Source organism: Mycolicibacter sinensis, from assembly GCF_001667945.1.
Taxonomy (GTDB): domain Bacteria; phylum Actinomycetota; class Actinomycetes; order Mycobacteriales; family Mycobacteriaceae; genus Mycobacterium; species Mycobacterium sinense_B.
In genome coordinates, this window is sequence record NZ_LZJK01000063.1 from 37,837 (window position 1) to 63,140 (window position 25,304).

21 protein-coding genes and 1 pseudogene are annotated in these 25,304 nt (G+C 69.8%); 6 read left to right on the forward strand and 16 right to left on the reverse strand.

Annotation, left to right across the window (positions count from 1 at the left end; all coding sequences use genetic code 11):
- Positions 1–202 precede the first annotated feature (202 nt).
- The 11 genes and pseudogenes from tsaD to A5694_RS08525 form a co-directional block, all read right to left on the reverse strand.
- On the reverse strand, positions 203–1,234 hold the full coding sequence (gene tsaD, locus A5694_RS08480; RefSeq protein WP_064921389.1) for a tRNA (adenosine(37)-N6)-threonylcarbamoyltransferase complex transferase subunit TsaD: 1,032 nt from the start codon (positions 1,232–1,234) through the stop codon (positions 203–205).
- Positions 1,231–1,662 carry a ribosomal protein S18-alanine N-acetyltransferase gene (gene rimI / locus A5694_RS24520; protein WP_234786551.1) on the reverse strand — a complete coding sequence of 144 codons (432 nt, stop codon included), beginning with the start codon at positions 1,660–1,662 and terminating at the stop codon, positions 1,231–1,233. The genes tsaD and rimI overlap by 4 nt, the downstream gene beginning before the upstream one ends.
- Positions 1,663–1,683: 21 nt before the next feature.
- Positions 1,684–2,307 (reverse strand): annotated as a pseudogene (gene tsaB, locus A5694_RS24525) (tRNA (adenosine(37)-N6)-threonylcarbamoyltransferase complex dimerization subunit type 1 TsaB); the annotation flags it as partial.
- The gene (gene tsaE / locus A5694_RS08490) at positions 2,304–2,759 is read right to left on the reverse strand and encodes a tRNA (adenosine(37)-N6)-threonylcarbamoyltransferase complex ATPase subunit type 1 TsaE (protein ID WP_064921390.1); all 456 of its coding nucleotides are present in this window, start codon (positions 2,757–2,759) and stop codon (positions 2,304–2,306) included. The pseudogene tsaB and the gene tsaE, both read right to left, overlap by 4 nt.
- Positions 2,752–3,858: an alpha/beta fold hydrolase gene (locus tag A5694_RS08495; RefSeq protein ID WP_064921391.1), complete on the reverse strand. Its 1,107-nt coding sequence runs from the start codon at positions 3,856–3,858 to the stop codon at positions 2,752–2,754. The genes tsaE and A5694_RS08495 overlap by 8 nt, the downstream gene beginning before the upstream one ends.
- Complete coding sequence (gene alr / locus A5694_RS08500; protein WP_064921392.1) at positions 3,848–5,002, reverse strand: alanine racemase; 1,155 nt, start codon at positions 5,000–5,002, stop codon at positions 3,848–3,850. The genes A5694_RS08495 and alr overlap by 11 nt, the downstream gene beginning before the upstream one ends.
- A 91-nt stretch (positions 5,003–5,093) precedes the next feature.
- Entirely contained in the window at positions 5,094–6,479 is a 1,386-nt protein-coding gene (locus A5694_RS08505; RefSeq protein ID WP_064921393.1) for a glutamate decarboxylase, read from the reverse strand.
- A gap of 8 nt (positions 6,480–6,487) precedes the next feature.
- Positions 6,488–7,960, reverse strand: a complete 1,473-nt coding sequence (locus A5694_RS08510; protein WP_064921394.1) for a bifunctional ADP-dependent NAD(P)H-hydrate dehydratase/NAD(P)H-hydrate epimerase — start codon at positions 7,958–7,960, stop codon at positions 6,488–6,490.
- 6 nt (positions 7,961–7,966) lie between these two features.
- Positions 7,967–8,362, reverse strand: a complete 396-nt coding sequence (locus A5694_RS08515; RefSeq protein WP_064921395.1) for a type II toxin-antitoxin system VapC family toxin — start codon at positions 8,360–8,362, stop codon at positions 7,967–7,969.
- The gene (locus A5694_RS08520; protein WP_064921396.1) at positions 8,359–8,712 is read right to left on the reverse strand and encodes a type II toxin-antitoxin system Phd/YefM family antitoxin; all 354 of its coding nucleotides are present in this window, start codon (positions 8,710–8,712) and stop codon (positions 8,359–8,361) included. The genes A5694_RS08515 and A5694_RS08520 overlap by 4 nt, the downstream gene beginning before the upstream one ends.
- Positions 8,713–8,755: 43 nt before the next feature.
- Complete coding sequence (locus A5694_RS08525; RefSeq protein ID WP_234786387.1) at positions 8,756–9,361, reverse strand: rhomboid-like protein; 606 nt, start codon at positions 9,359–9,361, stop codon at positions 8,756–8,758.
- Between the two features lie 113 nt (positions 9,362–9,474).
- On the opposite strand from A5694_RS08525, the gene A5694_RS08530 reads away from it, so the two are divergent.
- From A5694_RS08530 to A5694_RS08545, 4 genes are all read left to right on the forward strand, one after another.
- A complete protein-coding gene (locus tag A5694_RS08530) occupies positions 9,475–10,362 on the forward strand; it encodes a sensor domain-containing protein (RefSeq protein ID WP_234786386.1) in 888 nt (295 codons plus the stop codon).
- Positions 10,363–10,672: 310 nt separating this feature from the next.
- Positions 10,673–11,371, forward strand: a complete 699-nt coding sequence (locus A5694_RS08535; RefSeq protein WP_234786385.1) for a sensor domain-containing protein — start codon at positions 10,673–10,675, stop codon at positions 11,369–11,371.
- 97 nt (positions 11,372–11,468) lie between these two features.
- The gene (locus A5694_RS08540; protein WP_064921422.1) at positions 11,469–13,394 is read left to right on the forward strand and encodes a flavin-containing monooxygenase; all 1,926 of its coding nucleotides are present in this window, start codon (positions 11,469–11,471) and stop codon (positions 13,392–13,394) included.
- Positions 13,391–14,128 (forward strand): SDR family NAD(P)-dependent oxidoreductase, encoded by a 738-nt coding sequence (locus A5694_RS08545; RefSeq protein ID WP_064921400.1) that lies wholly within the window; start codon positions 13,391–13,393, stop codon positions 14,126–14,128. Before A5694_RS08540 ends, A5694_RS08545 begins: the two co-directional genes overlap by 4 nt.
- On the opposite strand, the gene A5694_RS08550 is transcribed toward A5694_RS08545, so the two are convergent.
- From A5694_RS08550 to glmS, 3 genes are all read right to left on the reverse strand, one after another.
- Positions 14,109–14,951 carry a DUF4436 domain-containing protein gene (locus tag A5694_RS08550; RefSeq protein ID WP_043335614.1) on the reverse strand — a complete coding sequence of 281 codons (843 nt, stop codon included), beginning with the start codon at positions 14,949–14,951 and terminating at the stop codon, positions 14,109–14,111. The genes A5694_RS08545 and A5694_RS08550 overlap by 20 nt on opposite strands.
- A 207-nt stretch (positions 14,952–15,158) precedes the next feature.
- Positions 15,159–15,719 (reverse strand): hypothetical protein, encoded by a 561-nt coding sequence (locus A5694_RS08555; RefSeq protein WP_234786384.1) that lies wholly within the window; start codon positions 15,717–15,719, stop codon positions 15,159–15,161.
- A gap of 11 nt (positions 15,720–15,730) precedes the next feature.
- A complete protein-coding gene (gene glmS / locus A5694_RS08560; RefSeq protein WP_064921401.1) occupies positions 15,731–17,599 on the reverse strand; it encodes a glutamine--fructose-6-phosphate transaminase (isomerizing) in 1,869 nt (622 codons plus the stop codon).
- Positions 17,600–17,740: 141 nt separating this feature from the next.
- On the opposite strand from glmS, the gene A5694_RS08565 reads away from it, so the two are divergent.
- Complete coding sequence (locus A5694_RS08565) at positions 17,741–18,580, forward strand: dienelactone hydrolase family protein (protein WP_064921402.1); 840 nt, start codon at positions 17,741–17,743, stop codon at positions 18,578–18,580.
- 70 nt (positions 18,581–18,650) lie between these two features.
- Here A5694_RS08565 and A5694_RS24015 read toward each other — a convergent pair whose 3' ends face one another.
- Positions 18,651–21,854, reverse strand: a complete 3,204-nt coding sequence (locus A5694_RS24015) for a PGRS repeat-containing protein (RefSeq protein WP_064921403.1) — start codon at positions 21,852–21,854, stop codon at positions 18,651–18,653.
- A gap of 59 nt (positions 21,855–21,913) precedes the next feature.
- The gene (gene gjpA, locus A5694_RS08575; RefSeq protein WP_082952580.1) at positions 21,914–23,101 is read right to left on the reverse strand and encodes an outer membrane porin GjpA; all 1,188 of its coding nucleotides are present in this window, start codon (positions 23,099–23,101) and stop codon (positions 21,914–21,916) included.
- 338 nt (positions 23,102–23,439) lie between these two features.
- Between gjpA and A5694_RS08580 the strand changes: the two genes are divergently transcribed.
- The gene (locus A5694_RS08580; RefSeq protein WP_064921405.1) at positions 23,440–25,242 is read left to right on the forward strand and encodes a fatty acyl-AMP ligase; all 1,803 of its coding nucleotides are present in this window, start codon (positions 23,440–23,442) and stop codon (positions 25,240–25,242) included.
- The last annotated feature ends 62 nt before the right edge of the window (positions 25,243–25,304 follow it).

Sequence of the window (25,304 nt, forward strand, 5' to 3'; positions counted from 1 at the left end):
GATTGGAGCCCTCCACATTGTCTGGATGTGACCCGGCGTCGGCCGGGCCCATCGGAACGTACTTACTTAAGGTGTTCGGCATTCGTGCGAGCCCTCGCATCGTCGTCGCGGGTGCCGAGCAAGGAATCGACCGACTGCCACCTAGCACTCTATACATGAGAGTGCTAGCACTCAAGGAGGGCCTGCGACAAGCTGCGGCTCGTCACCCGCTGACCCGGCCCTGGACCACCGGCAGCCCCGGATCGGTGGCCACGTCCAGCGGCGACGGCGGCGCCCCGGCTGCGATCAGGTGCGCCGCAAACGATGCGATCATCGCCCCGTTGTCGGTGCACAACCGCAGCGGCGGGATACGCAACGTCAGACCGGCTGCCGTGCACCGCTGTTCGGCCAGCTCGCGCAGCCGGGAGTTGGCGGCCACCCCGCCGGCGATCAGCAGCGTGCCGACCCCGAGGTCGGTGGCAGCCCGCACCGCTTTGGCCGTCAAAACGTCGGCGACCGATTCCTGGAAGCCGGCCGCCACATCGGCCGGGACGAAGTCGGGGTTGCGCTCCACGTACCGGGCCACCGCGGTTTTCAGCCCGGAGAAGCTGAACGCGTAGGGCGCGTCGCGCGGGCCGGTCATTCCGCGCGGGAAAGTGATCGCCTCACGGTCGCCGGTGCGGGCCAGCTCGTCGAGCACCCGCCCGCCCGGGTAGCCCAACCCGAGCAGCCGGGCCACCTTGTCGTAGGCCTCCCCGGCGGCGTCGTCAACGGTGCTGCCCAGCTCGACGATCGGCTCCGCCAGTGATCGCACGTGCAGCAGGTGGGTGTGGCCGCCGGAGACCAGCAGGCCCACGCATTCGGGCAGCGGCCCGTGGGCATAGACGTCGGCGGCCAGGTGCCCGCCCAGGTGGTTGACGGCGTAGAACGGCACGTCCCAGGCGGCGGCGTAGGCCTTGGCCGCGGCAGCGCCCACCAGCAGCGCGCCGGCCAGCCCCGGTCCGATGGTGGTCGCCACCGCGTCGGGACGCTGCACGCCGGCGGTCGCCAGCGCCCGGCGCATGGTGGGGCCCAGCGCCTCCAGGTGCGCCCGCGACGCGATCTCGGGCACCACCCCGCCGAAACGGGTGTGCTCTTCGACGCTGGAGGCCACCTCGTCGGCCAGCAGCTCCAGTGTGCCGTCGGGGTTCAGCTTGGTGATGCCGACACCTGTTTCGTCGCAGGAGGATTCGATAGCGAGCACGATGGTCGTCATGAACGGGCCTCCCGCCGCATCATGTAGGCGTCGGCGCCATTGCGGTAGTAGCGCTTGCGTACTGCGGTCTCGACGAAGCCGACGTCGCGGTAGAGCCCGATCGCCGCGGCGTTGTCGGTGCGAACCTCCAGGTGCACGACGCCGCCATCGGCGTAGGCCAGCAGGTCCGCCAGCAGCTGGCGGCCGATCCCGCGGCCCTGGTGGGCCGGGGCCACCCCGATGGTGTGCACCTCGAACTCGAACGGCGGGGTACGACCCAGCCGGGCGATGCCGCCGTAGCCGACCAGGGTGTCGCCGATGCGGGCTGCGACGTAATGGTGGTCGCGGGCACCGATCGCTCGCCGGAAGGCCGCGGCCGGCCACGGGTCGTCGCCGCCGAACAGCTGCGCCTCCAGTTCGGCGCAGCGCGCCGCGTCGGATTCGACCAACGGGCCGAGGGTGACCAGCGGCGTGGCGGACGCCGCCGGCTTGGCGTCGGGCCGGCGCAGGTACATCGGCACCAGCGGCCCCGGTTCGGCGTCCCAATCCCCCACGGCGGCAACCAGTCCCGCCGACGTCGGGAAGGGCACGTCGAGTGTCGGCAGGCCGAACAGTCCGGCGTGTGCGGGCGAGCCGGCCACCGCGACGGCGTCGCCGGGGTCGACATCGGCCGGGGCGCTCACCGCCGGGCCGGCCACCCGTATCCCGTCGCGGTAGCGGGCCCAGTAGACCTCGCGGCGCCGGGCGTCGGTGACCACCAGGGCCGCGCCGGTGGTGTGCGTCCCGATCGCGTCCAGACTGCATACGCCGTAGACCGGGATGCCCAGGGCGTGGCCGTAGGCGGCGGCACTGGCCATCCCGACCCGCAGCCCGGTGAACGGCCCCGGCCCGCAGCCCACCACCACCGCGGCCAGATCGGCCATGCCCAACCCAGCATCGGCCAGGGCGGCCAGCACATTGGGGGTGAGCCGCTCGGCGTGCGCCCGGGCGTCCACGGTGAGCCGCTCGGCCAGCACCGTGCATCGGTCTGGGGCCACCAGGCCGGCGGTGACCGCGGGCGTGGCGGTGTCGATAGCCAGGATCGCCCCCGTCATGGCGCGTACCACCGCCAGGTCGCGGTACGCGTCTCGGATTCGGCGCCCCGTTCCAGCCGGATGTCCAGGTGCCGTTCGGAGAGCCGCTCGGCCAGGCCCTCGCCCCACTCCACCACGACGACGGCGTCGTCGAGTTCGGTGTCCAGGTCCAGTGAGTCCAACTCGGCCAACAGGTCCAGGCCCGACTCGTCGAGCAGCCGGTAGAGGTCGACGTGGATCATCGCCGGGGTTCCGGGCCGGCGGGGCCGATGTTCGCGGGCCAGCACGAATGTCGGCGAGGTGACCGGCCCGTCGACGTCGAGCGCCTGGGCGATTCCCTTGGCCAGCACCGTTTTTCCGGCGCCGAGCGGCCCGGACAGCACCACCACGTCGCCGGCGCGCAGCTGGGCGCCGAGTAGCGCTCCCAACGCGATGGTGTCTTCGACTGTCGCCAGGGTCTGCGTTTCAGCCACTGCGCCCCGCCTTCCGGCGCAGCCGGCGGGTCAGGGTCACGCGGCGCGGCGTGGCCCGCTCGACCAACCGCACCAGCGCGTCGTCGATGACGTCGGGTTCCTCCAACTGCACCAGATGGCCGGCACCGGGCACGATCACCAGCTCGCAATCCCACAGCGCGGCCGCCATCGCCCGCGAATAGCCGGGCGGGGTCAGCAGATCGCGGTCACCGCAGGCGACCAGGGTCGGGATCTTGGCCAGGGTGGCAAGCGCGGCGCTCTCGTCGTGCACCTCCAGGGCGTGCAGAAAACCCACCATGGTGGCGACCGGGGTGGTGTGCATCATCTCCTCGGAGAACGCCACCACGCTCGGACTGATCTCGTCGGTGCCGTAGGAGGCCGCCCGCAGGATCGGCGCGATCACCCGGCGGGCGGCGCCCCGGCCGCGGTGCACCAGCTTCGGCGCGTAGCGCACGCTGAACTGGACCGCCTCCAACGCCGGGTTGCGCAGGATCTCCCCCAACGGGGAACGCGAAACCCCTTTGGCCGCCGAAGAGATCAGTGCCACGCCGACGATCCGGTTGCCGTAGCGCGCGGGGAACTGCCGGGCGTGCGACAGCACGGTCATGCCACCCATCGAATGCCCGACCAGCACCACCGGACCGCGCGGCGCGGCCACCTGCAGCACCGCCTCCAGGTCCTGGCCGAGCCGCGGCACGGTGTAGGTGGCGGGCGAGGCGACGGTGGAGTCGCCGTGGCCGCGCTGGTCATAGAAGACCATCCGGACCTGGTCGCCCCATTCGGCGGTCAGGCGGGCCCGCTGAAAGTGGAAAGATCCCATGCGCAAACAGAATCCGTGGGCGAACACCACGGTCAGCGGCGCGTTGCGCGGGCCCACGTCGCGGACCGCCAGTTCGACACCGTCGTCGGTGACCACCACCGAACTGTGGTCGTGCGCGAGGATGTCGAAATCCTCGGCGGCGTAAGGGTCTTCGATGGTGGTGCGACGGGTCACCGACCGCGCGACGGTGGATCCGGCGATGGTTCCGACGGCCGCCAATCCGGCCGCACCGGCCAGCCAGCCACCGGCTCGCAGGTTGGCGCGCCGCTTAGCTGACATCGCCGCCCCGATACGTCCTGGCGACCCGCCCGCGCGGACTGTTCACCACCTCGTAGTGGATGGTGCCCAGCTGGTCGGCCCAGTCCTGGGCCAGCGGCTCGCCGCCCGCGCCGGACCCGAACAAGACGACCTCATCGCCCTCGGTGACGTCGACCGGCCCGGGGCCGAGGTCGACGACGAACTGGTCCATGCACACCCGCCCGACGCTGCGCCGGCGCCGGCCGTTGATCAACACGTCGAACCGTCCGCTCAGCGGGCGGAACACCCCGTCGGCGTAGCCCATCGGGACCAGCGCGACGGTAGTGTCGGCCTCGGCGATCCAGGTGTGCCCGTAGGAGACACCCTCCCCCGCTCGGATCGAGCGCACCAGCACCACAACGGATTTCAGCGTCATCGCGGGAACGAGTCCCATGGCGCCACGCTCCGGGATGGGGCTCAGACCGTACACGGCGATTCCCGGCCGCACCATGTCGAAGGCCAGGTCGGGCCGGGTCATCACCCCGGCCGAATTCGCCAGGTGCGCCACCTCGAAGTTCAGGCCCTGATCGCGGGCCAGGCGCAACATGTCGGAGAACCGCTCAGCCTGAAGGTCGTTGACCGGATTGGCGGCTTCGTCGGCGCAGGCCAGATGCGACATCAGGCCCCGCACCCGGATCGCGTCCTCGGAAACAGCGCGGCGCAGGGCGCTCAGCAGCTCGGGGTAACCGGCCGCGCCGACACCGTTGCGGTTCATCCCGGTGTCGGCCTTGACCGTCACCGTCGCCGTGCGGCCGGTGCGGGTCACGGCGTCGAGCAGCTCGTCGAGCTGGCGCACCGAGGAGACCGCGATCTGCACGTCGGCGGCCAAGGCGGGCGCGAAGTCGGTGTCGGGGCCGTGTAGCCACGCCAGCACCGGTGCGGTGATGCCGGCTGCCCGCAACGCCAGCGCCTCATCGACGGTGGCGACCCCGAGTTCGGCGGCACCGGCGGCCAGCGCAGCCCGGGCCACCTGCGCCGCGCCGTGACCGTAGCCGTCGGCTTTGACCACCGCCATCAGCTCGGCGGCACCGGCCTGCTCGGACAGCACCTGCACGTTGTGGGCGATGGCGTCCAGGTCCACCAGCGCCTCGCCGAGCAGTCCGGCCGTTCGGGATGTGGCAGTCATGTCACTGCCATTCTTTCATCCGCGTCGAATGTCGCGTTAATGCACATCGTCGACGGTTTTGCGTAACACAACCCGACGTTCGGCGAAGGGATCAATGCGAGAAGTGCTGCTCGTCGTCGTAGTGTCCGCCGGGTTTGACCCGGTCCAGGGCGGTCACCGATTTCATGATGTCGTCGAACAGCGCCCGGGCGAGATCCGCCGACAGCCCCTCGCGGACCACCACCCGCAGCACCGCGACGTCCTCGGCACCCTCGGGCATGGTGTAGGCCGGGACCTGCCAGCCGAAGGTGCGCAGCTCATGGGAGACGTCGAACTCGGTGTAGCCGCGGTCACCGGCCAGCCGGCAGCTCACCACCGGGATCGCCGAACCGTCGCTGATCACCTCGAAGTGCTCGGACGCGGCCAGCTGGTGGCTCAGCCAGCGGGCGGTGTCAGACAGGGTCCGCATCACCTCGGTGTAGCCGCTGCGGCCCAGCCGCAGGAAGTTGTAGTACTGGCCGACGACCTGGTTGCCCGGCCGGGAGAAGTTCAGCGTGAAGGTGGGCATGTCCCCGCCCAGGTAGTTCACCCGGAACACCAGTTCCTCGGGCAGCTGCTCGGCGTTACGCCACACCACGAACCCGATGCCGGGGTAGGTCAGCCCGTATTTGTGGCCGCTGACGTTGATCGACACCACCCGTGGCAGCCGGAAGTCCCACTTGAGGTCCGGGTGCAAAAACGGCACCACGAACCCGCCGCTGGCCGCGTCCACGTGCACGGGCACGTCCACGCCGCCCCCCGCGGCCAGCTTGTCCAGGGCCGCGCAGATCGCCGCGACGGGCTCCAGCTCGCCGGTGTAGGTGGTGCCCAGGATCGCCACCACCCCGATGGTGTTCTCGTCGACGGCGTCGATAACCTGCTCCGGGGTGATCACGTAGCGGCCCTCGGCCATCGGCAGGTACCGCGGTTCGACGTCGAAGTAGCGGCAGAACTTCTCCCACACCACCTGGACGTTGGAGCCCATCACCAGATTGGGGGTGCGCCCCTGCCAATCCGCGGTCTTGGCCCGCCAGCGCCATTTCAGCGCCAGCCCGCCGAGCATCACCGCCTCGGACGACCCGACGGTGGACACCCCGATGGCGCTGGCCGGGTCGTCGTCGCGCAGGTTCTCGGCGTGGAACAAGTCGGCGACCATCGACACGCAGCGCTGCTCGATGGCCGCGGTGGCCGGGTACTCGTCCTTGTCGATCATGTTCTTGTCGAACGACTCCGCCATCAGCGTGGACGCCTCGGGGTCCATCCAGGTGGTGACGAAGGTGGCCAGGTTCAGCCGGGAGCTGCCATCCAGCATGAGTTCGTCGTGGATGAAGCGATAGGCGGCCTGCGGATCCATCGGGTCGTCGGGCATCCGCAACGCCGGCACCGGCGCGGTGAACATCCGGCCGGTGTAGGCGGGGGCGACGGTGTGCGCGGGTACGGACGGGTGCGAATGGGTCACGGAGACTCCTATAACTCGGCGACGGCGGTGCGGATGTGAGCCAGGATGTGCGACGCCGACGTCGGGGTGTCGCCGGGTCCGGGGTCGGCGGCCGCGGCCGCAGCAGCGCGGGTGTGCACGAACGCGGCAGCGGCAGCAGCTTGGGCGGCGGGCAGTCCGGACGCCAGCAGAGCGCCGATCATCCCGGACAGCACGTCGCCGGAGCCGGCGGTGGCCGCCCAGGATCCGCCCGCCGGGTTGAGATAGACCGGGCCGCGGTGTTGGTGCGGCGGTCCCAGCTTCGCCTCTCCTCCGTCGAGCCTCGCTGAACCGCCGGGGTCCGCGATGACGGTGACGTGGCCCTTAAGTAGCACGGTGGCACCGAACTTCTCGGCCAACTCCTGTGCCGCGCCGACCCGGTCGGGCCCGGGCGGGTGCCCGGCCAGCCGGGCGTATTCGCCGGCATGCGGGGTGAGCACGGTCGGGGCCTGTCGGTCGGCCACCAGTGACGGGTGGGCGGCCAGGATGGTCAACGCGTCGGCGTCGACGATCACCGGCAAGTCGGTGCCCAGGGCGAACCACAGCGCCGCGGCGCCCGCCTCGTCGGTGCCCAGTCCCGGCCCGACGACCCAGGCCTGCACTCGCCCGGCGGCCGCCGGGCTGGGCGCAGCGACCACCTCGGGCCAGTGCGAAACCACTTGGGTAGCAGCACTTCCGGCGTAGCGCACCATGCCGGAGGTGGCGGCCACCGCCGCGCCGGCGCACAAGATGGCCGCGCCCGGGTAGGTCGCCGAGCCGGCCAGGATCCCGGTGACGCCCTGGGTGTACTTGTCGTCGCGTGGGCCCGGCGCCGGCCAGCACGCCTCGACGTCGGCCGCGGTCAACGAGTGGATATCGGTGGCCGGCAGGTCCAGGCCGATATCGACCAGTTCGACGCGGCCGCAGTCCCCCAGTGCGTGCACCGGTTTGAGGCCGCCGAAAGTGACGGTGAGCGCGGCGTGCACCGCCGGGCCATCGGCCGCGCCGGTGTGCGGGTCCAGGCCGCTGGGAAGGTCGACGGCCACTACCGGGATGCCCTCGGCGCCGGCGAAGACCTCGGCGGCGTTCGGGCGCAGCGCGCCGCGCCCGGAGATCCCGACCACCCCGTCGATCACCAGATCCGTTGCGGGCGGCACGGCTTCGACGATCCGGCCGCCGGCCCGCTTGAAGGCCGCCAGCCCTTTGGCGTGGGCGCGCTCCGGGTTGAGCAGGATCGCGGTGGCCGCCGCGCCCCGCCGGCGCAGAAACGTGGCCGCCCACAGCGCGTCACCGCCGTTGTCGCCGGACCCCACCACCGCGCAAACGCTGCGGCCGGCCACCCCGCCGGTGCGGGAGGTGAGTTCCCGGGCGATCGCGGTGGCCAGGCCGAAGGCGGCCCGGCGCATCAGGGCGCCGTCAGGCAGGCTCGCCAGCAGGGGCGCCTCGGCGGCGCGGATCGCCTCGACGCTGTAGTAGTGCCGCATTACCGATCAGACTTCCATACCCGGCGAGGCGACCGGAAGGCCGAGCGAGCGGGCGACGGTTGCCACCGGCTGGTCGTACGTGACGAGGGCAATCAGATCCGGTCCGAGCGCCTGCGCTGACGCGACATGGATGGCGTCGAGGGCTCTCAGGCGGCCAGGCAGAGTCGCGGCCCGGTCGCGGATGTCGGACGTGACCTCCAGCTCGTCGTAGTCACGCAGAAGCTCGTCCATCAGGCTTGGGAAGCTGCCCATCTGATCGCAGTTGCGCACCGTCTCAATGAGACCGACGGTACTGGTGGCCCCGCGAAACTCGGCGTGAGCCGAAAGAAACTCACCGAGCTCGGCCGCATTGGGACGTTCGGTCACGAGAGTGACCAGAGCCGACGCATCCAGATAAATCACGGCTTGCTCTCGCCGGACGCCTTACCCCTGGCCTCCACTTCCTCCCGGAAGTCGCGCTCCCAGTCGCTCTCGCTGTAGCGATCTTCGAGCAAGGCGTGGAGAGGATCGGGGGCACCTTCCGGCAGCTTGATCCGGGTGAACGTATCGAGGTCCGCCAGCGTTTTCCCCGACCGATGCAGTGCCCCGGACGCCTCCAGTTCCTCGATCCGGCTGCGCTTCTTCGGCGGGGCCGGGCTCAGCGTGGCGATCACCTTGCCGTGCCGGGTGATCTCCAGCGTTTCGCCGTTCTCGGCGCGGGCGAACATCGCGCTGGGGTTGTAGGAGAACTCACGAATCGACACCGTCGCCATCAGCGCCTCCCGAGAAAGTACCTACATGTGCCTACAACGGTAACTACCGCGCCGCGTGTCGCGTTATCGGATAACAGGCCAATCCGATGAGCACCGCCGCCGCGTGACCGATCGCGGTGAAATCGGGGTTGAGCACCAGCGGCACGGTGAAGATGACCACCAGCGCGGCCAGATAGCCCCAGCGCCATGGCCGCCGGATCCGGTAGGTCAGCACCGCCATCACGCCCACCAGGAAGTAGCTGACGCCGATGTCGCGGGCGTAGGTCAGCCGTTCGGATTCCTCGTGCAGGTGGATCAGCACGTACAGGGCGCCCTCGCTGACGTAGGTGGCACCGACATGGGAGATCAGCCCGACCATCAGCCAGCGCAGGTGGCCCAGCCAATGCTCGGCGGGCGCCAGAAACAGCGTGAACAGCACCAGATACGGCGACCAGTCCTTGCCGTCGATCCACAGCAGGCTGGAGACCAGCACCTCCAGTGGGTCGGTGGCCAGGTGGTGCAGGTTGGTGGACTGCTCGACGAGCATGGTGTGCAGTCGCCGGCCGACCATGTGCTGGATGACGGTGGTGACCCCCAGCACCGCCAACCATAGGTAGGTCAGCGGGGCGTTGTGCACGAAATGCCACGCCGCCGACAGGCGGCTTTTCACGTCGGTCACGGCGTACAGCGTTACATGACCGGTTGTTGTGGGCCATCCACTGCTACCGTCTCCTGAATCAGGCCGTCCGTTTGCGACCGGCACCGACGGGATGGGGTGCACCGATGAACGAACCGCACCGGCCAATTCCTAACCCGCACGACCCGACGAAGTTTGCGCCGATGGGCGGACCCATGATGCCGGGGCCGGGCGGTCAGATGCCGCCGCCCTGGCCGCCGATGCCGCCGAGCCCGCCACCGCACGGCAACCGCCGGCTGATATGGGTCCTGCTGGGGCTGGTCTGCGTGCTGACCGTGACCGCCGTGGTACTCACCGTGACGCTCGTCGGCCGCGACCGGCACGAGCCTGCGCGATCCAGCGCGATAGCCTCATCGGCGACGTCCGGCGACAAGCCACCGCTGCCGGTGTCCGCCCTCGACGGCCTGCTCCCTGCCAAGGACGTCGTCCGCGACGCAGTGAGCGACCCGGGCATTGGCCTCGTCAACGACGGTGCGGCTATAGACACCGACGTCATGGTGGACGCCGACTGCCAAGGGATTGCCTCTGTTGCCGGGCCGGTTTATGCCGGTTCCGGCTGGACCGCTATCCGCTGGCAGCGGTGGAACAGTCCCGCCGAACCTGATCCACCCGAGTGGGTGCACGAAGTCCTGATGTCGGTAGCGACCTATCCTCAGGCCGAAGCGGCCCGCACCTTCTACACCAAGCAGAGCGCAGCGTGGCATAAGTGCTCCGGCCGCAATATCAATTTCCGCATATCCGCTGTCAAGGACGCGCCCGACCAGTTCTGGTCGGTCGGGGTCGTCACCGACGCCGATGGGGTGCTCAAAACGACCTTGACCAGGGAAGGCGGCGGTGGCTGGTCGTGCCAGCACACGCTGAACGTACGCAACAACATCGTTGTCCGCATCAGCGTGTGCGGGTTTACAGATTCAGCAGCGGCAGCGCAGACGCTCCTCGACGCGGTCAACCAAAAGATCGACGCGGCAGCGTGAGAAGGAGCGCAACCGCAACGCCGCGGCACTGTTCGCCCGAGCAGTCCCCCGAGATCGCCGCCAGTCCATCAAGTCCTGCGGTCCGGCCGGCCCCGGTAGCGCGGGCTCAGCGATGAACGAGCCGCACGGTCCGACTCCCAGCCCCTACGACCCGACGCGGTTTACGCCTTGGAACGGGCCAGTCCCACCGTGGTCGGGCGGTCACGTGCCGCCGTCCTGGCCACCGATGCCGCCGGGTCGGCCGCCCCACGGCAACCGTCGACTGCTCTGGGCGCTGCTGGGGTTGGTGTGCGTGCTGACGGCAGTAGTCGTGGCGCTCGTCGTGATCCTCCCCCGCCACGACGGGCACGAGATCGTTGCGCAATCCCCGAGCACGACATCGACGCCGGCAACGTCGCATCAGCGTGCGCCGGTCCCCGTCTCCGCCCTCGAAGGCCTGTTGCCGGACAAGGGTTTCGTCGCCTCCGCGGCGGCTGCCCCCGGCGTCGACCTCGTCGCTCACGGCGAGGGCATTGACGTCGAAGACTTGGTGGACGCCGATTGCCAAGGAGTCGTCGCCGTTTCCTCGCGGGCCTACGTGGGCTCCGGCTGGACTGCTATCCGCTGGCAACACTGGAACAACCCGCCCGAAACCGCCAATTCGGTGAAATTGATGAATCATGTTTCGCTGTCGGTAGCCGCCTATCCGCACGCCAACGCTGCCCGTACCTTTTACGTCAAGCAGAGCGATGCGTGGCGGAAATGCGCCGGAGATCTCGTCAACGGCCAACCGGCCAGCGCGACGGAATACACGGGCCAACTCTGGGTCATCACCGAAGTCACCGCCTCCGATCGTGCAATCGCTGCCACCGCGGTCAACGCCGAGCAGAACGACTGGTCGTGCCGATCCATGATGGCCGTACGCAACAACATTGTCGTCCGCGTCGCGACGTGCGCCCGCACAGGTCCAGCAGCGGCAGCGCAGACGATCCTCGACTCGATAACGGCGAAGATCGACGCGGCAGCTTAAAGGGCACCCCTACCCTTGATCGGCCACGATCCCTGGCGTATCGTCCGATTCAATTTCGCGACGCACAGTAGCGGATCGATGGAAAGGGCTTCAGTTGGTGCGCAACCGCTACGCCGGGGAACCGTTCACCACCCCGACTTCGCAGATCGCCGCCGCGCTGGAGCAGGTCAGTATCCCCACCCTGTTGCTGTCGTGCGTGCACATCACCGGCGATCCCCGCTTCATCCGGGAGTTCAAGCAGAACGGCATCTTCCTCAACGAGATCCAGGGCTTCATGTCCGAGGAGGACAAGGCACGCGCCCGCGCCGAGGCGTTGCCGGTGATCGTCGACTATCGCGACCGGGGCTGTCCGCAGCCCGCTCCGCTGCCCGCCGCGCTCATCAAAGAGATGATGGACTGGGCGGCCTGCGAAACCGTGCCGGATGCCTACCTGGGCCTACTCGCCGAAGAACTCGATCTGGAGGGGGCCGACCCGCGGCGGCCCGCACCGCTGGATCGAGACCGCGCGGCGCAGTTGCCGGTCGTGGTGATCGGCTGCGGGGAATCGGGTGTGCTGGCCGGAATCCGGCTGGCACACGCGGGTATTCCCTTCACCATCGTCGAGAAGAACGCCGGCCCGGGCGGGACGTGGTGGGAGAACACCTACCCGGGCGCCCGGGTGGATGTGGCCAACCACTTCTACTGCTTCAGTTTCGCGCCCAACAACAACTGGGGGCACTACTTCGCCGAACAGCCGGAACTGCAGGCCTATTTCAGCGACCTGATCACCAAACACGGCCTGGATGCCCACATCCGGTGGAACACCGAGGTCACCGCGGCGGCTTGGGACGACGACGCCGGCACCTGGACGCTGACCACCGCAGCGGGCGACCAGCTGCAGGCACGAGCGGTGATCACCGCGGTCGGCCAACTCAACCGGCCGCACCTGCCGGAGTTCGACGGCGCCGACAGCTTCGCCGGCCCGGCGTTTCACTCCGCGGCCTGGGATCACCGCGTCGACGTGACCGGCAAACGCGTGGCGCTGATCGGCGCGGGCGCCAGCGGCTTCCAGATCGCGCCGGCGATCGCGGGAAAAGTGGAGCACCTCACGGTGTTTCAGCGCACCGCACAGTGGATGTTCCCCAACCCGATGTATCACGACGCGGTCGGCGACGGCGTGCGCTGGGCACTGGAGCACCTGCCGTTCTACGGCCGCTGGTACCGGTTCCTGCTGCTGTGGCCCGGCGCCGACAAGGGCCTGGAGGCCGCCCGGGTGGACCCGACCTATCCCGACCAGGACTACGCGGTCAGCGAGATCAACGCCATGGCCCGGCAGATGTTCACCGGCTGGATCACCGCTCAGGTCGGCGACGACGAGGAGCTGCTGGCCAAGGTGTTGCCGGACTATCCGGCCACCGGCAAACGCACCCTGCAGGACAACGGCACCTGGCTGCAGACCCTGCAGCGCGACAACGTCGACCTGGTGCGCACCGGGATCGAGCGGATCACGCCTCAAGGTGTCCAGACCGAAGACGGTGTCCACCATGACGTGGATGTGATCGTCTACGCCACCGGGTTTCGGCACACCGACGTGCTGTGGCCGATGCGCGTCACCGGCCGCGGCGGCACCGATCTGCACACGCTGTGGGGCAGCCGGCCGTATGCTTATCTGGGTATCACCGTGCCCGGCTTCCCGAACTTCTTTCTGCTCTATGGCCCCGGCGCCCACCTGGCACACGGCGGCAGCCTGATCTTCAACTCCGAGTTGGAGATGCGTTACATCGATGCCTGCCTGGCCAAGATCGCCGGCGAGGGGCTGCACTCGATCGAGCCGACCGCCCAGGCCGCCGCCGAATGGCATCGGGCCACCCAGGAGGAGATCAAAAAGACCGTGTGGGCGCACCCGGCGGTCAAGCATTCCTACTTCAAGAACGCCGACGGCGAGATCCACACCGTCAGCCCCTGGCGGCTCGACGAATACTGGTCGGCGGTGCGCGAACCGGACTGGACGCAGTTCATCATCGCCAAAGGAGACCAGAGTTGAGCGGAGTCGTCATCACCGGTGCGGCATCGGGAATCGGCCGCGCGTGCGCGCAGGCGCTGATCGCCGAGGGGCGCCGGGTTGCGTTATGGGACATCGCACCTGGCGTCCAGGAGGTGGCCGACGGCTTGGGCATGCCCGGCGCGGTGGTCGACGTCTGCGATGACGCCGGGATGCCTGCGGCGGTCGCTGCCGCGGCCGAGGCGCTCGACGGGATCGACGGGCTGGTACACGCCGCGGGGCGGGTGGCCCCGGAACCGGTCGGCGCCTACACCGGTGACTCCTGGGATGCCGTCATGGATGTCAACCTGCGTGCCCAGGCCATGCTGGTGCAGCTGATGCTGCCGCACCTGGAGGCGGTAGCCCGGGCCGGCGGCCATCCGGCGGTGGTCGGTATCTCCAGCATCGAGGGGTTGACCGCGAATCCGTTCATCCCGGCCTATTGCGCCTCCAAGGCCGGCCTGCTGGGGTTGACCCGGTCCATGGCCGCGCAACTAGGCCCGGCCGGCATCCGGGTCAACGCGGTGTGCCCGGGCTTCATCGAAACCCCGATGCTGCAGATCGCCCTCGACGTCGAAGAGGTCGCGGCCGGGTTCGTCGCCGCCGCGCCCCTAGGACGCATCGGTCAACCGGAGGAGGTCGCCCAGGCGGTGGCGTTTTTGATGTCGCCGCGGGCGTCGTTCGTCACCGGCACCCAGATCGTCGTCGACGGTGGCGTCACTGCCCGGCATCCGTGACGACGCCCGTGGCCGGCTCGGGTTTCAGGTCACGCCACCAGCAGTAGATGAACAGCAGCATCGACATCACCAGCGCAACGATCACCCAGAGGGTGATCGTGACGTCTATCCAGGATCCGATCGGCGGCGCGTCCGGCAGGGCGTTGCGCAGCGGGATCACCGCGAAAAGCATTGCCGCATACCACGTCGTCATCGGCGGCTGGAATTTGCGCCAGCCCAGGAATGTCAGGTTTGCAACGACGACAGCCACCGCGGCCAGGGCGATCAAGACGCCTACGAGCACGGCACCGAAAGCCATGGTGCTCGGTGACCGGTGCAGCGTCACCCGGTAGGGGCCGCTGCCGCCGTCACGGTCGCTGACGATCTCGTTCTTCCAGCCGGCGATATGGTCGACAAACGTCACCGACATCCGTTCCGGCGTCGTGGCATCGCCGCGGAGAACGTCGACGGTGATCGGCCCGGTCTGGTAGTGATCGAACGGCCAATTCGCTGAGTTGCCGGAGACCGTCAACGGGACCGGGAACACCCCGGGCACCATGCCTTTCGTCCAGGTGCGCTTGGTCGGGGTGACCGCAGAGTGCACGGCGATGCTGAGGTTGTCCCGGAGCCCATGGGTGGCTGGATCGACCAGGTCAGGTCCGGGGGTGATGGTGACCTTGCCGGTCAGCGTGCCCTTGACCGTCTGCAGATCGTCGATGTCGATGGTCACCGTCGTTCCGTCGGCCGCCGCCTGGCCGTCGGTGAGTTGGCGCGGGCAGCCGCATCCCGCTCTCTCATACAGCGCGAGGGTGACGAGATAGGACGCGACGAAGAAGACCGTCATGCCGAGGATCAGAAGTAGCCTGGGCCGGTTGACGTGAACAACCGGATCGCCATTGGGCAAGGCTGCTCTCCCTCACTCTGGATGGTCGACGACAACGGCTGCATCGTCTCATCGCGGCCGTGCTTGCCGCCGAGTTTTCGAAGTACACACGACCCGAATCGAGCGGCTGCAATCGAATTCCGGCGCTGCCGCCGAATCTGTGCCGCGTTAGAAGACTTCGCTGTGCGGTGCCGCGATGACGAATCCGTGCGTTACCGCCGGGGCACCGTTCTTGGCACCGTTCTCGTGTGCGGCCTGGAGCACGCAGACCACCTCGGTGCCCAGCGGACTCCCACAGACCAGCGATTGGGTGGGCGAGAAATCCCAGAAGACGATCTTGTGGCCGGGCACCAGCATGATCGACGGAACCTTGGCCGGATCGCCGAGGAGCCCGGCGGGCGCCATCGGCAGAAACTGCGCCGGACCGTTGCCGTCCGCATAGACGGTGCCCAGGCTCACGCTGCGGGTTCCCGGCGGCGCTCCCACGAAATTCCCGGCACACGCCACGCTGTGCGTGACTTTCCCACGACTCTTCCGGCAGGCCAGGCCCGAGGGGGTGGTAAACGCCAGATCCGGGATGCCGGTGAGGTCGCTGACAGTGCCGGGCAGCGGTCCGCTGTCATCGATGAGCGGATTGAGGTCGGGAACCTCGTTTGCGGCAACGGCATTGGGTACCGGCACGAGCATCGCCACCGCGGCGCAGACCACCGCCAGCAATCGTCCCAACACCGAGAGTTCCCCTATTCGACGGTGACCGACTTGGCCAGGTTGCGCGGCTTGTCGACATCGTAACCCCGGGCCTGCGCCACCCCGGCGGCGAACACCTGTAGCGGGATGGTCGACAACAGCGGCTGGTAAAGCGTTGGCACTCCCGGGATTTCGATCAGATGATCGGCGTAGGGCCGCACCGTCTCGTCGCCCTCCTCGGCGATCACGATGGTGACTGCGCCGCGGGCCTGGATCTCGCGGATGTTGGAGAGCAGCTTGGAGTGCAGCATCGCGGCGTTCTTCGGCGAGGGCATCACGACGATCACCGGCAGGTCGTCCTCGATGAGCGCGATCGGGCCGTGTTTGAGCTCACCGGCGGCAAAGCCCTCGGCGTGCATGTAGGCCAGTTCCTTGAGTTTGAGCGCGCCTTCCAGTGCCACCGGGTAGCCGACGTGCCGGCCCAAAAAGAGCACAGCACTCGATTTCGCGAACCGCCGCGCCAGCTCGGCGACCGATTCCATCCCGTCGAGCACCCGCGCCACCAGGTCGGGCATCGCCTCCAGTTGCCGGTACTCGCGCTCGACCTCGTCGGGGTATTTGGTGCCCCGGGCCTGGGCCAGTGCCAGCCCGACCAGATAGTTCGCGGTGACCTGGGCCAGAAACGTCTTGGTCGACGCGACGCCGATCTCCGGTCCGGCCCGGGTGTAGATCACCGCGTCGCACTCGCGCGGGATCTGTGAGCCGTTGGTGTTGCAGACCGCCAGCACCTTGGCCTTCTGCTCCTTGGCATGCCGGACGGCTTCGAGGGTGTCGGCGGTCTCGCCGGACTGGCTGATCGCCACCACCAGGGTGCTGCGGTCCAGAACCGGGTCGCGGTAACGGAATTCGCTGGCCAGCTCGACTTCCACCGGCAGCCGCGTCCAGTGTTCGATCGCGTACTTGGCCAGCAGGCCGGAGTGATACGCGGTGCCGCAGGCCACCACGAACACTTTGTCGACCTCACGCAAGTCCTGATCGGAGAGCCGCTGCTCGTCGAGCACGATCCGGCCGTCCTCGAAGTGACCGAGCAGAGTCTCGGCCACCGCGGTGGGCTGCTCGGCGATCTCTTTGAGCATGAAGTACTCGTAGCCGCCTTTTTCGGCGGCCGACAGGTCCCAGTCGATATGAAACGGGCGAGCAGTGCCGGTCATGTCCTGGCCGGAGAAGTCGGTGATGCGGTAGCTCTCGGCGGTGATGACCACCGCCTGGTCCTGGCCCAGCTCGATCGCGTTGCGGGTGTAGGGGATGAACGCCGCCACGTCCGAACCGAGGAACATCTCGCCCTCGCCGATGCCGACCACCAGCGGGGTGGAGCGCCGCGCCGCCACGATGGTGCCGGGCTCGTCGGCGTGGGCGAACACCACCGTGAAGTGCCCCTCCAGCCGGCGCAGCACCGCCAGCGCCGAGGCCACGAAATCCCCGGCGGTGTCGCCGTGGCGGTACTGGCGGGCCAACAGGTGGACGGTCGCCTCGGTGTCGGTCTCGCTGGTGAACTCCACGCCCTCGCGCTCCAGCTCGTCGCGCAGCGCGGAGAAATTCTCGATGATGCCGTTGTGCACCACGGCGAATTTCGAGGCCGCGTCGCGGTGCGGGTGTGCGTTGCGGTCGGTGGGGCGGCCGTGAGTGGCCCAGCGGGTGTGGCCCAGCCCGGTGCCGCCGGTCAACAGGACCGGATCGGTAGCGGCCAGTTCGGCTTCGAGGTTGGCCAGCCGGCCCGCGCGGCGGCGGATAGTGAGCTGTCCGACACCGTCGACGACCGCGATTCCGGCGGAGTCGTAGCCGCGGTATTCCATGCGCCGCAGTGCCTCGACGACGACCTCGCGGGCGGGCCGTTGCCCGACGTAGCCGACGATTCCGCACATAGCTGTTCAGGGTAGTGCAGGGCTGGGGTATCTCTATATTCCTCGCTGCCCGGCCGTGACGGCGACGGGGAGTTCCACGACTTTCGCCAGGCCATGACCGTCGAGCCGCTCCGCGATACGTTCTTGCGTTAACGTCATCGAGTGGCGAGCATCAAGCGTCTGTACAGCGCATTGAACCGTCCGGGCCCGCACCGCGTCTTGCGCGGCGATCTGGCCTATGCGGGGCTGGCCGGTGTGGTTTACACCCCGGCGTCCGGGTACCGGCTTCCCGCGGTGGCGTTCGGCCATGACTGGCTGACCCGCGCCGACCGCTACGCCGGCCTGCTGGAGCACTTGGCGTCGTGGGGCATTGTGGCTGCGGCCCCGGACACCGGGCGCGGCCTGGCGCCGTCGGTGCTGGAATCGGCCGCCGACTTGGGCCGTGCGCTGGATATCGCCACCGATATCCGGTTGGGGCCGGGCCGGATCAGCATCGACCGCGGCCGGCTCGCGGTGGCCGGCCATGGTTTCGGCGGTTCAGCGGCGGTATTCGCCGCCGCCGGGTTATCGCTGAAACCCCAAGCGGTGGTGTCGATTTTCCCGACGGTCACCAGCCCCGCTGCCGAGCAGGCCGCGGCGGCGCTGGAGGTGCCCGGTGTGGTGTTCAGCGGCCCGGGCGACTCGACGGCACTGCGCTCCAACGCGGTCGAGCTGGCGCATGCCTGGCGGTCGGCGACGCTGCGGGTGATCACCAAGGCGTCGCCGGCCGGGCTGCCGCAGGGTGGTCGGCTGAGCGGGTTCTTCGGGCTGCCGACCTCGGATCGGCGCACCCAGCGGCGGGTGCGCGCCCTGTTGACCGGATATCTGCTGGCCCAGCTGGCCGGCGACAAGACCTACCGACCGTTCGCCGATCCGGACGTGCGGCTGCCGCATACCGAGCCGCTCGACGCACTGCCGGAACCGGCGAGCCACGAGGAGAAGATCGCCGCGCTGCTCAAGTAGGGCAGCTGCAAACGGCCACGGCCGCCGGGTCCTGTTCAGACCCGACGGCCGTGTCGTTGTTTGCCGGCGACTACCCGGCCGCGCCGACGCTGCCGTCGGCTCCGGCCGTGCCCGAGGTGCCATTCGGCGTGCCGGTGCCGGCCGCACCCCCGGCACCGCCCTTGCCGAGCGCCCCGCCGGCCGCCCCGGCACCGCCGGACCCACCGTCGCCACCATGACCGCCGTCACCGCCGTCACCGCCCGCGGCGCCGTCGGTACCGGTCCCGCCGGCACCGCCGGCCCCACCGGCCGCCCCGGCACCGCCCTTGCCGGAGGTACCGCCGCCGGTGCTGGCACCACCGGTGCCGCCGGTGCCCCCGGTACCGCCAGTGCCACCGTCACCCGCGGTGTTGCCCGCGCCGGTCGCGGCGCCACCGGCGCCGCCCTTACCGCCGGCGCCAGCGGCCCCGCCGGTGCCGCCGTTACCGGTGCCCGAGGTGCCGCCGGTACCGCCATTGCCACCCGCGCCGCCGGCGCCACCGTTGGTACCGTCGCCGGCACCCGCCGAGGTGCTGCCGGCGGTCCCGGCCGCGCCCGCCCCGCCGGCGCCACCCCGGCCACCGGTGCCGCCGTTGCCGTCGACGGCGCTGGCTCCGGTCTGACCGGCCGTGCCGCTGGTGCTGGCGCCGCCTTGGCCCGCGGTGCCCGCGGCACCGCCGGCTCCGCCGTCACCGCCATTGCCGCCGGCCAGGCCGTTGCCGGCGCTGTCCACACCGCCGGCACCGCCGGCCCCACCGGTGCCGCCGCTGCCGCCCTTACCCGCGGCGCCGCCGTTGCCGCCGTTGCCGGTATTCGACGCGCCGCCGTTACCGCCGGCGCCGCCGGTGCCGCCGGCCCCACCGTTGGCGCCGTTGCCGCCCGCGGTCCCGGCGACGGTGTCCGTGGCGGTCTTGCCGGACTCACCTGCGCTGCCGGATGTACCGCTACCGCCGGTGCCGCCAGTGCCACCCTGTCCACCGTTGCCGGCCTCCGCGGTGCCGCCGTTACCGCCGGCCCCGCCGGTGCCGCCGCCGGTTCCACCGGTTCCACCGTTGCCGCCCTTACCGCCGTCGGCCGCGAGGGCGCCGTTACCGCCGTTGCCTCCGGCGCCACCGACCCCGCCGCTACCGCCGGTACCGCCGTTGCCGCCGTTACCGGCGTGGCTGGGCGCAACCCCGATGTTGTTGGTCGGCACGGCAGTTCCGGCGCTGTTGCCACCGTTGCCACCCGCGCCGCCGGCCGCACCGGCGCCACCGCCGGCACCATTACCGCCGTTACCGCCGCTCGCGGTGCCATTGCCGCCGTTACCGCCGGAACCGCCGACACCGACTGCACTGCTACCGCCGTTGCCGCCGTTACCGCCGATGCTCACGCCGGTGGTCGCGCCGTTGCCGCCGGCACCGCCGTCGCCGCCGGTAGCGCCAGTACCGGCGGTGGAGGACGGCCCGGCTCCGCCGTTGCCGCCGTTGCCGCCGACGCTGTAGACGGTGCCCGCAGTGAAGTGGTCGCCGTTGACGTCTCGCCACCCGGTGCCGCTACCGCCGGCACCGCCGTCACCGCCGTTGCCGGCCGTTCCCGCACCGGTCAGGCCGGTACCGCCCCCGGCGCCACCGTTACCGCCTTGGGCGTGGTTGCCAGAGAGCAGCCCCCCGCCGGCGCCGACGGTGCCGTTACCGCCGGCGCCGCCGTTGCCGCCGGTACCGCCGACGCCGCTACCGGGCGCACCACCGGTGCCGCCGTTACCGCCGTTGCCGCCGAAGGTCTGGATGGTGTCGTCATCGGTGGCTCCGTTACCGCCTGCGCCACCGTTGCCGCCCGCGCCCGCGGGCCCGCTGGCGCCGGCACCGCCGGTACCACCGTTGCCGCCGTTACCGGCAACGCCTTGGACACCGACAGCGCCGCTGGCGTCACCGCCGCGGCCGCCGTCACCACCGGCAGCTCCGACGTGGGATCCGGTCGAGGCGCCGCCGGCACCACCGACGCCACCGTTGCCACCGTTGGTGACACCGGCGCCACCGGCGCCACCGACACCCCCGGTGCCCCCGCTGCCATCACCGGCGTTAGCGCCGGCGCCGCCGGCACCGCCGTTACCGCCCTTGAGGCCGTCGCCACCGACACCGCCGGCGGCACCGTTGCCGGCGACACCGCCGCTGGTGCTGCTCATGGGATCGCCGCTGCCGCCGCCGGCGCCGCCGGCCCCGCCGGCCCCGCCGTTACCGAGGTAGTTGCCGTTCTCATCCTTGAAGCCGTCGCCACCGTTGCCGGCCGCGCCACCATTGGCTCCGATGCCGGCCTGGCCGTGCTCCCAGAAGTTGCTGCCGGCCGCACCGCCGGTGCCGCCGGAACCGCCGTTGCCGCCGTTGACGTGGTCAGCCGTGCCGGCGGCGCCGTCACCGCCGGCCCCGGCCTGCCCGCCGTCACCACCGTTGCCGTAGGTGAAGCCGCCGCGTCCGCCGGCGCCGCCGCTACCGCCGTTGGATCCGTTACCGCTGCCGCCGTTGGCGAAGCTGCCGTTGACGCCGTTACCGCCGGCGCCGCCGGTGCCCCCGGTGCCGAGGAGCCACGCCACCGCGTCGCCACCGGCACCACCGGTGCCGCCCGCGATACCTTCGGCGCCGACGCCCCCGGCGCCACCGTCGCCGCCGTGGCCCATGAAGATCCCGCCCGTACCGCCGTTTCCGCCGGCGGCTCCGAGGCCACCCGAACCGCCGTCGCCGCCGTTGCCGAAGAAGCCGAGCGCATTGCCGCCGTTGCCACCGTCAACGCCGTCCTGGTCGCTGTTCCAGCCGGCACCGCCGTCGCCGAACCACAGACCGCCGTCACCGCCGTCCGGGTTGTCCGCGGTTCCGGCGGCACCGTCGCCGATCAGGTACTGCCCGGCCATCTCGTTGATGGAGTTGTTGACCATCGCGCCGAAGTCGCTGTTGATCCACGCCTCGATACCGGCGTGCAGCGGCAGGTAGAACCACTGGTCGAGGATGCTGCCCATGTCGAAGGCGGCCGCCGAGCCGGAGAAGTCGAAGGCCGCGAGCCCCGGGTCGACGTCGGCGCCGGCGTCGGCGTCGGCCGGAAAGATGCCGGTGAGCCAATCGAGATTGAACAGGTCCTCGACGTCGGCATGGGCCTGCGGCGCGCCGGCCAGCGGGCTCATCCCGAGGGCCAGGAACGCTGCTGCCGCACCGCCGGCACCGATCGCTCGGTTGCGGTGCCGGAGTTTTCCTGCACCGGTCTGGTTGCGGGTGTAACGACGAGTCATGGGAAGACCTTTCGTGGTGAAAAGTTCGGCTATGGGGATTTCAGGCGGGAGGGGCGGGATCAGCCGAGCAGCCCGAGGTCAGCCAGCAGGTCGCCGAAGGCGAAGCTGTCGGCCATCGAGCTGCCCGCGCCGCCGTCGTCGGTGCCGTCATCGACGACGAAGCCCTCCGGAGCCGGGATGCTGAAGACCGGGTCCTTGCCGCTCCACGAACCCCAGCCAAGCTGCGAGCCGATCACCTGCGAGACACCCAGCCAGGCGCCGAGCGGGCCGATCGCATCGCTCGGCGCGTGCAGGTCGCCGACCACCGGGATGCCGGAGATGTCGAAGCCGATGCTGTTGAAGATCGACCCACCCGAGGCGGGCGCCTGGGCGATCTCGTTGCCGTCGGGGTCCAGCACGTGCATCGGGTCGGCGGTGACGTGGCCGCCGGTGCTGAACCAGCCGCCGAAGGCGAAGTCCAGGTGGGTGATCTCCATACCGCCCGGCAGGAGACCGGCGTCGTTGATCGCCGGCAGCAGGCTGTCGAGGTTGAGGGTGGCGCCGTTGAGTGAGGCGTCGAACATGTTCGCCGGGATGTTGAGCAGGCCCTGGAACGCCGCAGTGGTGTCACCGTCCTTCAGAGCGTCGCTGAACTCCTGCAGGCTGTTGGCGAGCGCGACGCCGGGGGCGATGAACGGGCTGACCGAGGCGAGCATGACCGCGCTCATCGGTGACCCGAGGAAGTTGATGATCGGGGTGAGCGTCTCGGCCTGGTCGGCGGGCAGGAAGCCCGGGACCTGGCTGAAGATGATTTCGTGCCCACCGGCCAGGTTGCCGAGCAGATAGCTGCTGTCCATGGTGTGGCGGATGACGTCGTTGATGGTGTCCTGATCGGCGTTCATCAGCGTCAGCGACGACCACGCGTTCTTCAAGTCGGTCTGCATGGCGTTGGTCATCGCGGGGATGGTCGACGGGTCGTCGATCATGCTCTGCAGGTACTCCGACATGCGGGACGAGAGCTGGGTGAAGCCGATGTCGGGCGCCGCGTTGTAGGAGGCCATCATCCGCGCGACGTTGTCCTGCGCGGTGTTGTAGGCCGCTTCGAACGGGGTGAAGAAGTCGGCGAGACCGAAGCTGTCGGCGGTCAACGCCACGTCTCGGGCGATGTTGCCGGTGTATACCGGCGCGACGGTCGGCACGACGGCGACGAGGCCGGCGCCCACGATCGCGACACCCGCGGTGGCGTAGGGACGAAGTGCTTGGTGCATCAACAATCTCCTCGGAAAGGGTCGCCGCACCTTCAGGCGCGTGCAGGGCGTAAGTGAAGTTAGCTAATACAGACCTTAGAAGCAACTCAGGGCACAAGTGGGCGTGGATGTGACGCACCGCACCGGCCGGGTGAGCGCTCCGATGCCCGACAGGCGCATTGACCTGCCGTTTTCTGAACTCCCAGCGTCACGCAGAATCACATTACGTTTACATCCGCATTCGTCCACTTTAGTGAAACTGGCTGTAAGAGTAGGGAAATACTGAGAAGAACGCCTTTTCGTGTCCGCGAAGCCCTGCCGGTGCTGCCCTCGCGGTCGCGGCGGATATCTTTGAGCCCGTGCCTCCCAACCCGGCTTCCGTGGTGGATCTGCTTCGTCGACAATCCGATCGATACGGCGACAAGCTCGCGTTCGCGTTCACCGTCGACGGCGAGACGGAAGCCGGCCGGCTTACCTACTGCGAACTCGACCGCAAGGCGCGGGCGATCGCCGCGGGGCTGCAGCGCCGGGGCGCGGCCGGACGGCGCGTGCTGGTGATCTGCCGCCCCGGCCTGGACAGCATTGCCGCCTACTTCGGTTGCCTGTATGCGGGCGCCGTCGCGGTCCCGGTGCAGGATCAGCTGGCCCGGTTGATGACGATCGTTCCCGATGCCCGCGCCGGTTTCGTGCTGGCCGACGCCGAGACGCAGAACCGGTTCAAGGCCGCCGTCGACGGCATGGTCCGCCGGCCACCGCAGTGGGCGCTGCCGGATGCGCCGCTGGAGGACGCCGACAACTGGGCACCCCCGGATGTCGACGGCTCCACGACCGCGATGATGCAGTACACCTCCGGCTCCACCCGGGCGCCCAAGGGGGTGGTGCTGAGCCACGCCAACCTGCTGCACAATCTGGGTGCCATCGAGGAAGCCTGGGGCGGCGATGAGAACGACCTCGCGGTGTCCTGGCTGCCGCTGCACCACGACATGGGGCTCATCGGCGGGATTCTGGGCACCGTCTACGTCGGCTGCAGCACGGTGCTGTTGTCACCGGCCGGTTTCATCGCCCGCCCCCTCCGCTGGCTGGAGACCGTTTCGCGCTACCGCGCCACGGCGACCGTCGCGCCGAACTTCGCCTACAACCTGTGCGTCGAGCGCAGCACCGGCGACGAACGGGCCGCGCTGGACCTGTCCTGCCTGACCACGGCGATGAACGGCGCCGAGCCGGTGCACGCCGAGACGCTGCGAAGGTTCACCGAGGCGTTCGCCGACGCCGGCTTGCGCCCGCAGGCTCTGATGCCGGTGTACGGCCTGGCCGAGGCCAGCCTGCTGGTGTCGGGCGGTTCGTCCGGCGACGCCCCGGTGATCCGCTGGATCGACCGCGCCGCCCTGGGCGAGGACCGCGTCGCCGACGCCGATCCCGGTGCCGACGGCACGGTGAGCATCGTCGGGTGCGGCCGGCCGCGGGGTGGCCAGCGCATCGTCATCGTCGACCCGGAGAGCCGTCGGCCGCGCGGCGCCGACCAGGTCGGTGAGATCTGGGTGGCCGGGCCCAGCGTCGCGACCGGGTATCGCGGTAAGCCCGAGGACACCGAGAAGACGTTCGGGGGGTATCTGGCCGAGACCCGAGAGGGCCCGTTCCTGCGCACCGGGGATCTGGGCTTTGTGCACGACGGCGAGTTGTTTATCACCGGGCGCTGCAAGGATCTGATCATCCTGACGGGCAATCACTACTACCCCGCCGACCTCGAGGCGAGCGTGCAGTCATGTCACCCGGTGCTGCTGGCCGGGCGCGGCGCCGCGTTCGCGGTCACCTCGGAGTCCGGCACCGACGAACAGCTCGTGGTCGTGCAGGAGGTGGCCGGCCAGCGCATCCGCGAGACCGACCTACCGCATCTGGTTGCCGCCGCCGGCGCCGCGCTGGCCAAGCACCACGGCATCGTGCCGCAGCAGCTGCTGCTCGTCGATCAATTGACGATCCCCACCACCTCCAGCGGCAAGATCCAGCGCAGCCGGTGCCGGGAGATGTTCCTCGACGGGGAGTTGGCGACGCTGTTCGAGTGGACCGCCCCGGCGGCCGACAGGGATCCGAAGGCCGCAGCGGAGCGGGCTGCGCTCATCCAGCAGGCGGTGGCGCAGCACTATGCGAAGAATCGGCAGGGCTGAGTGGTCAGCCGCTGAAACGACCACGGTCGCCGAGCCAGAGCCCGGCGACCGTGGTCGCTTTC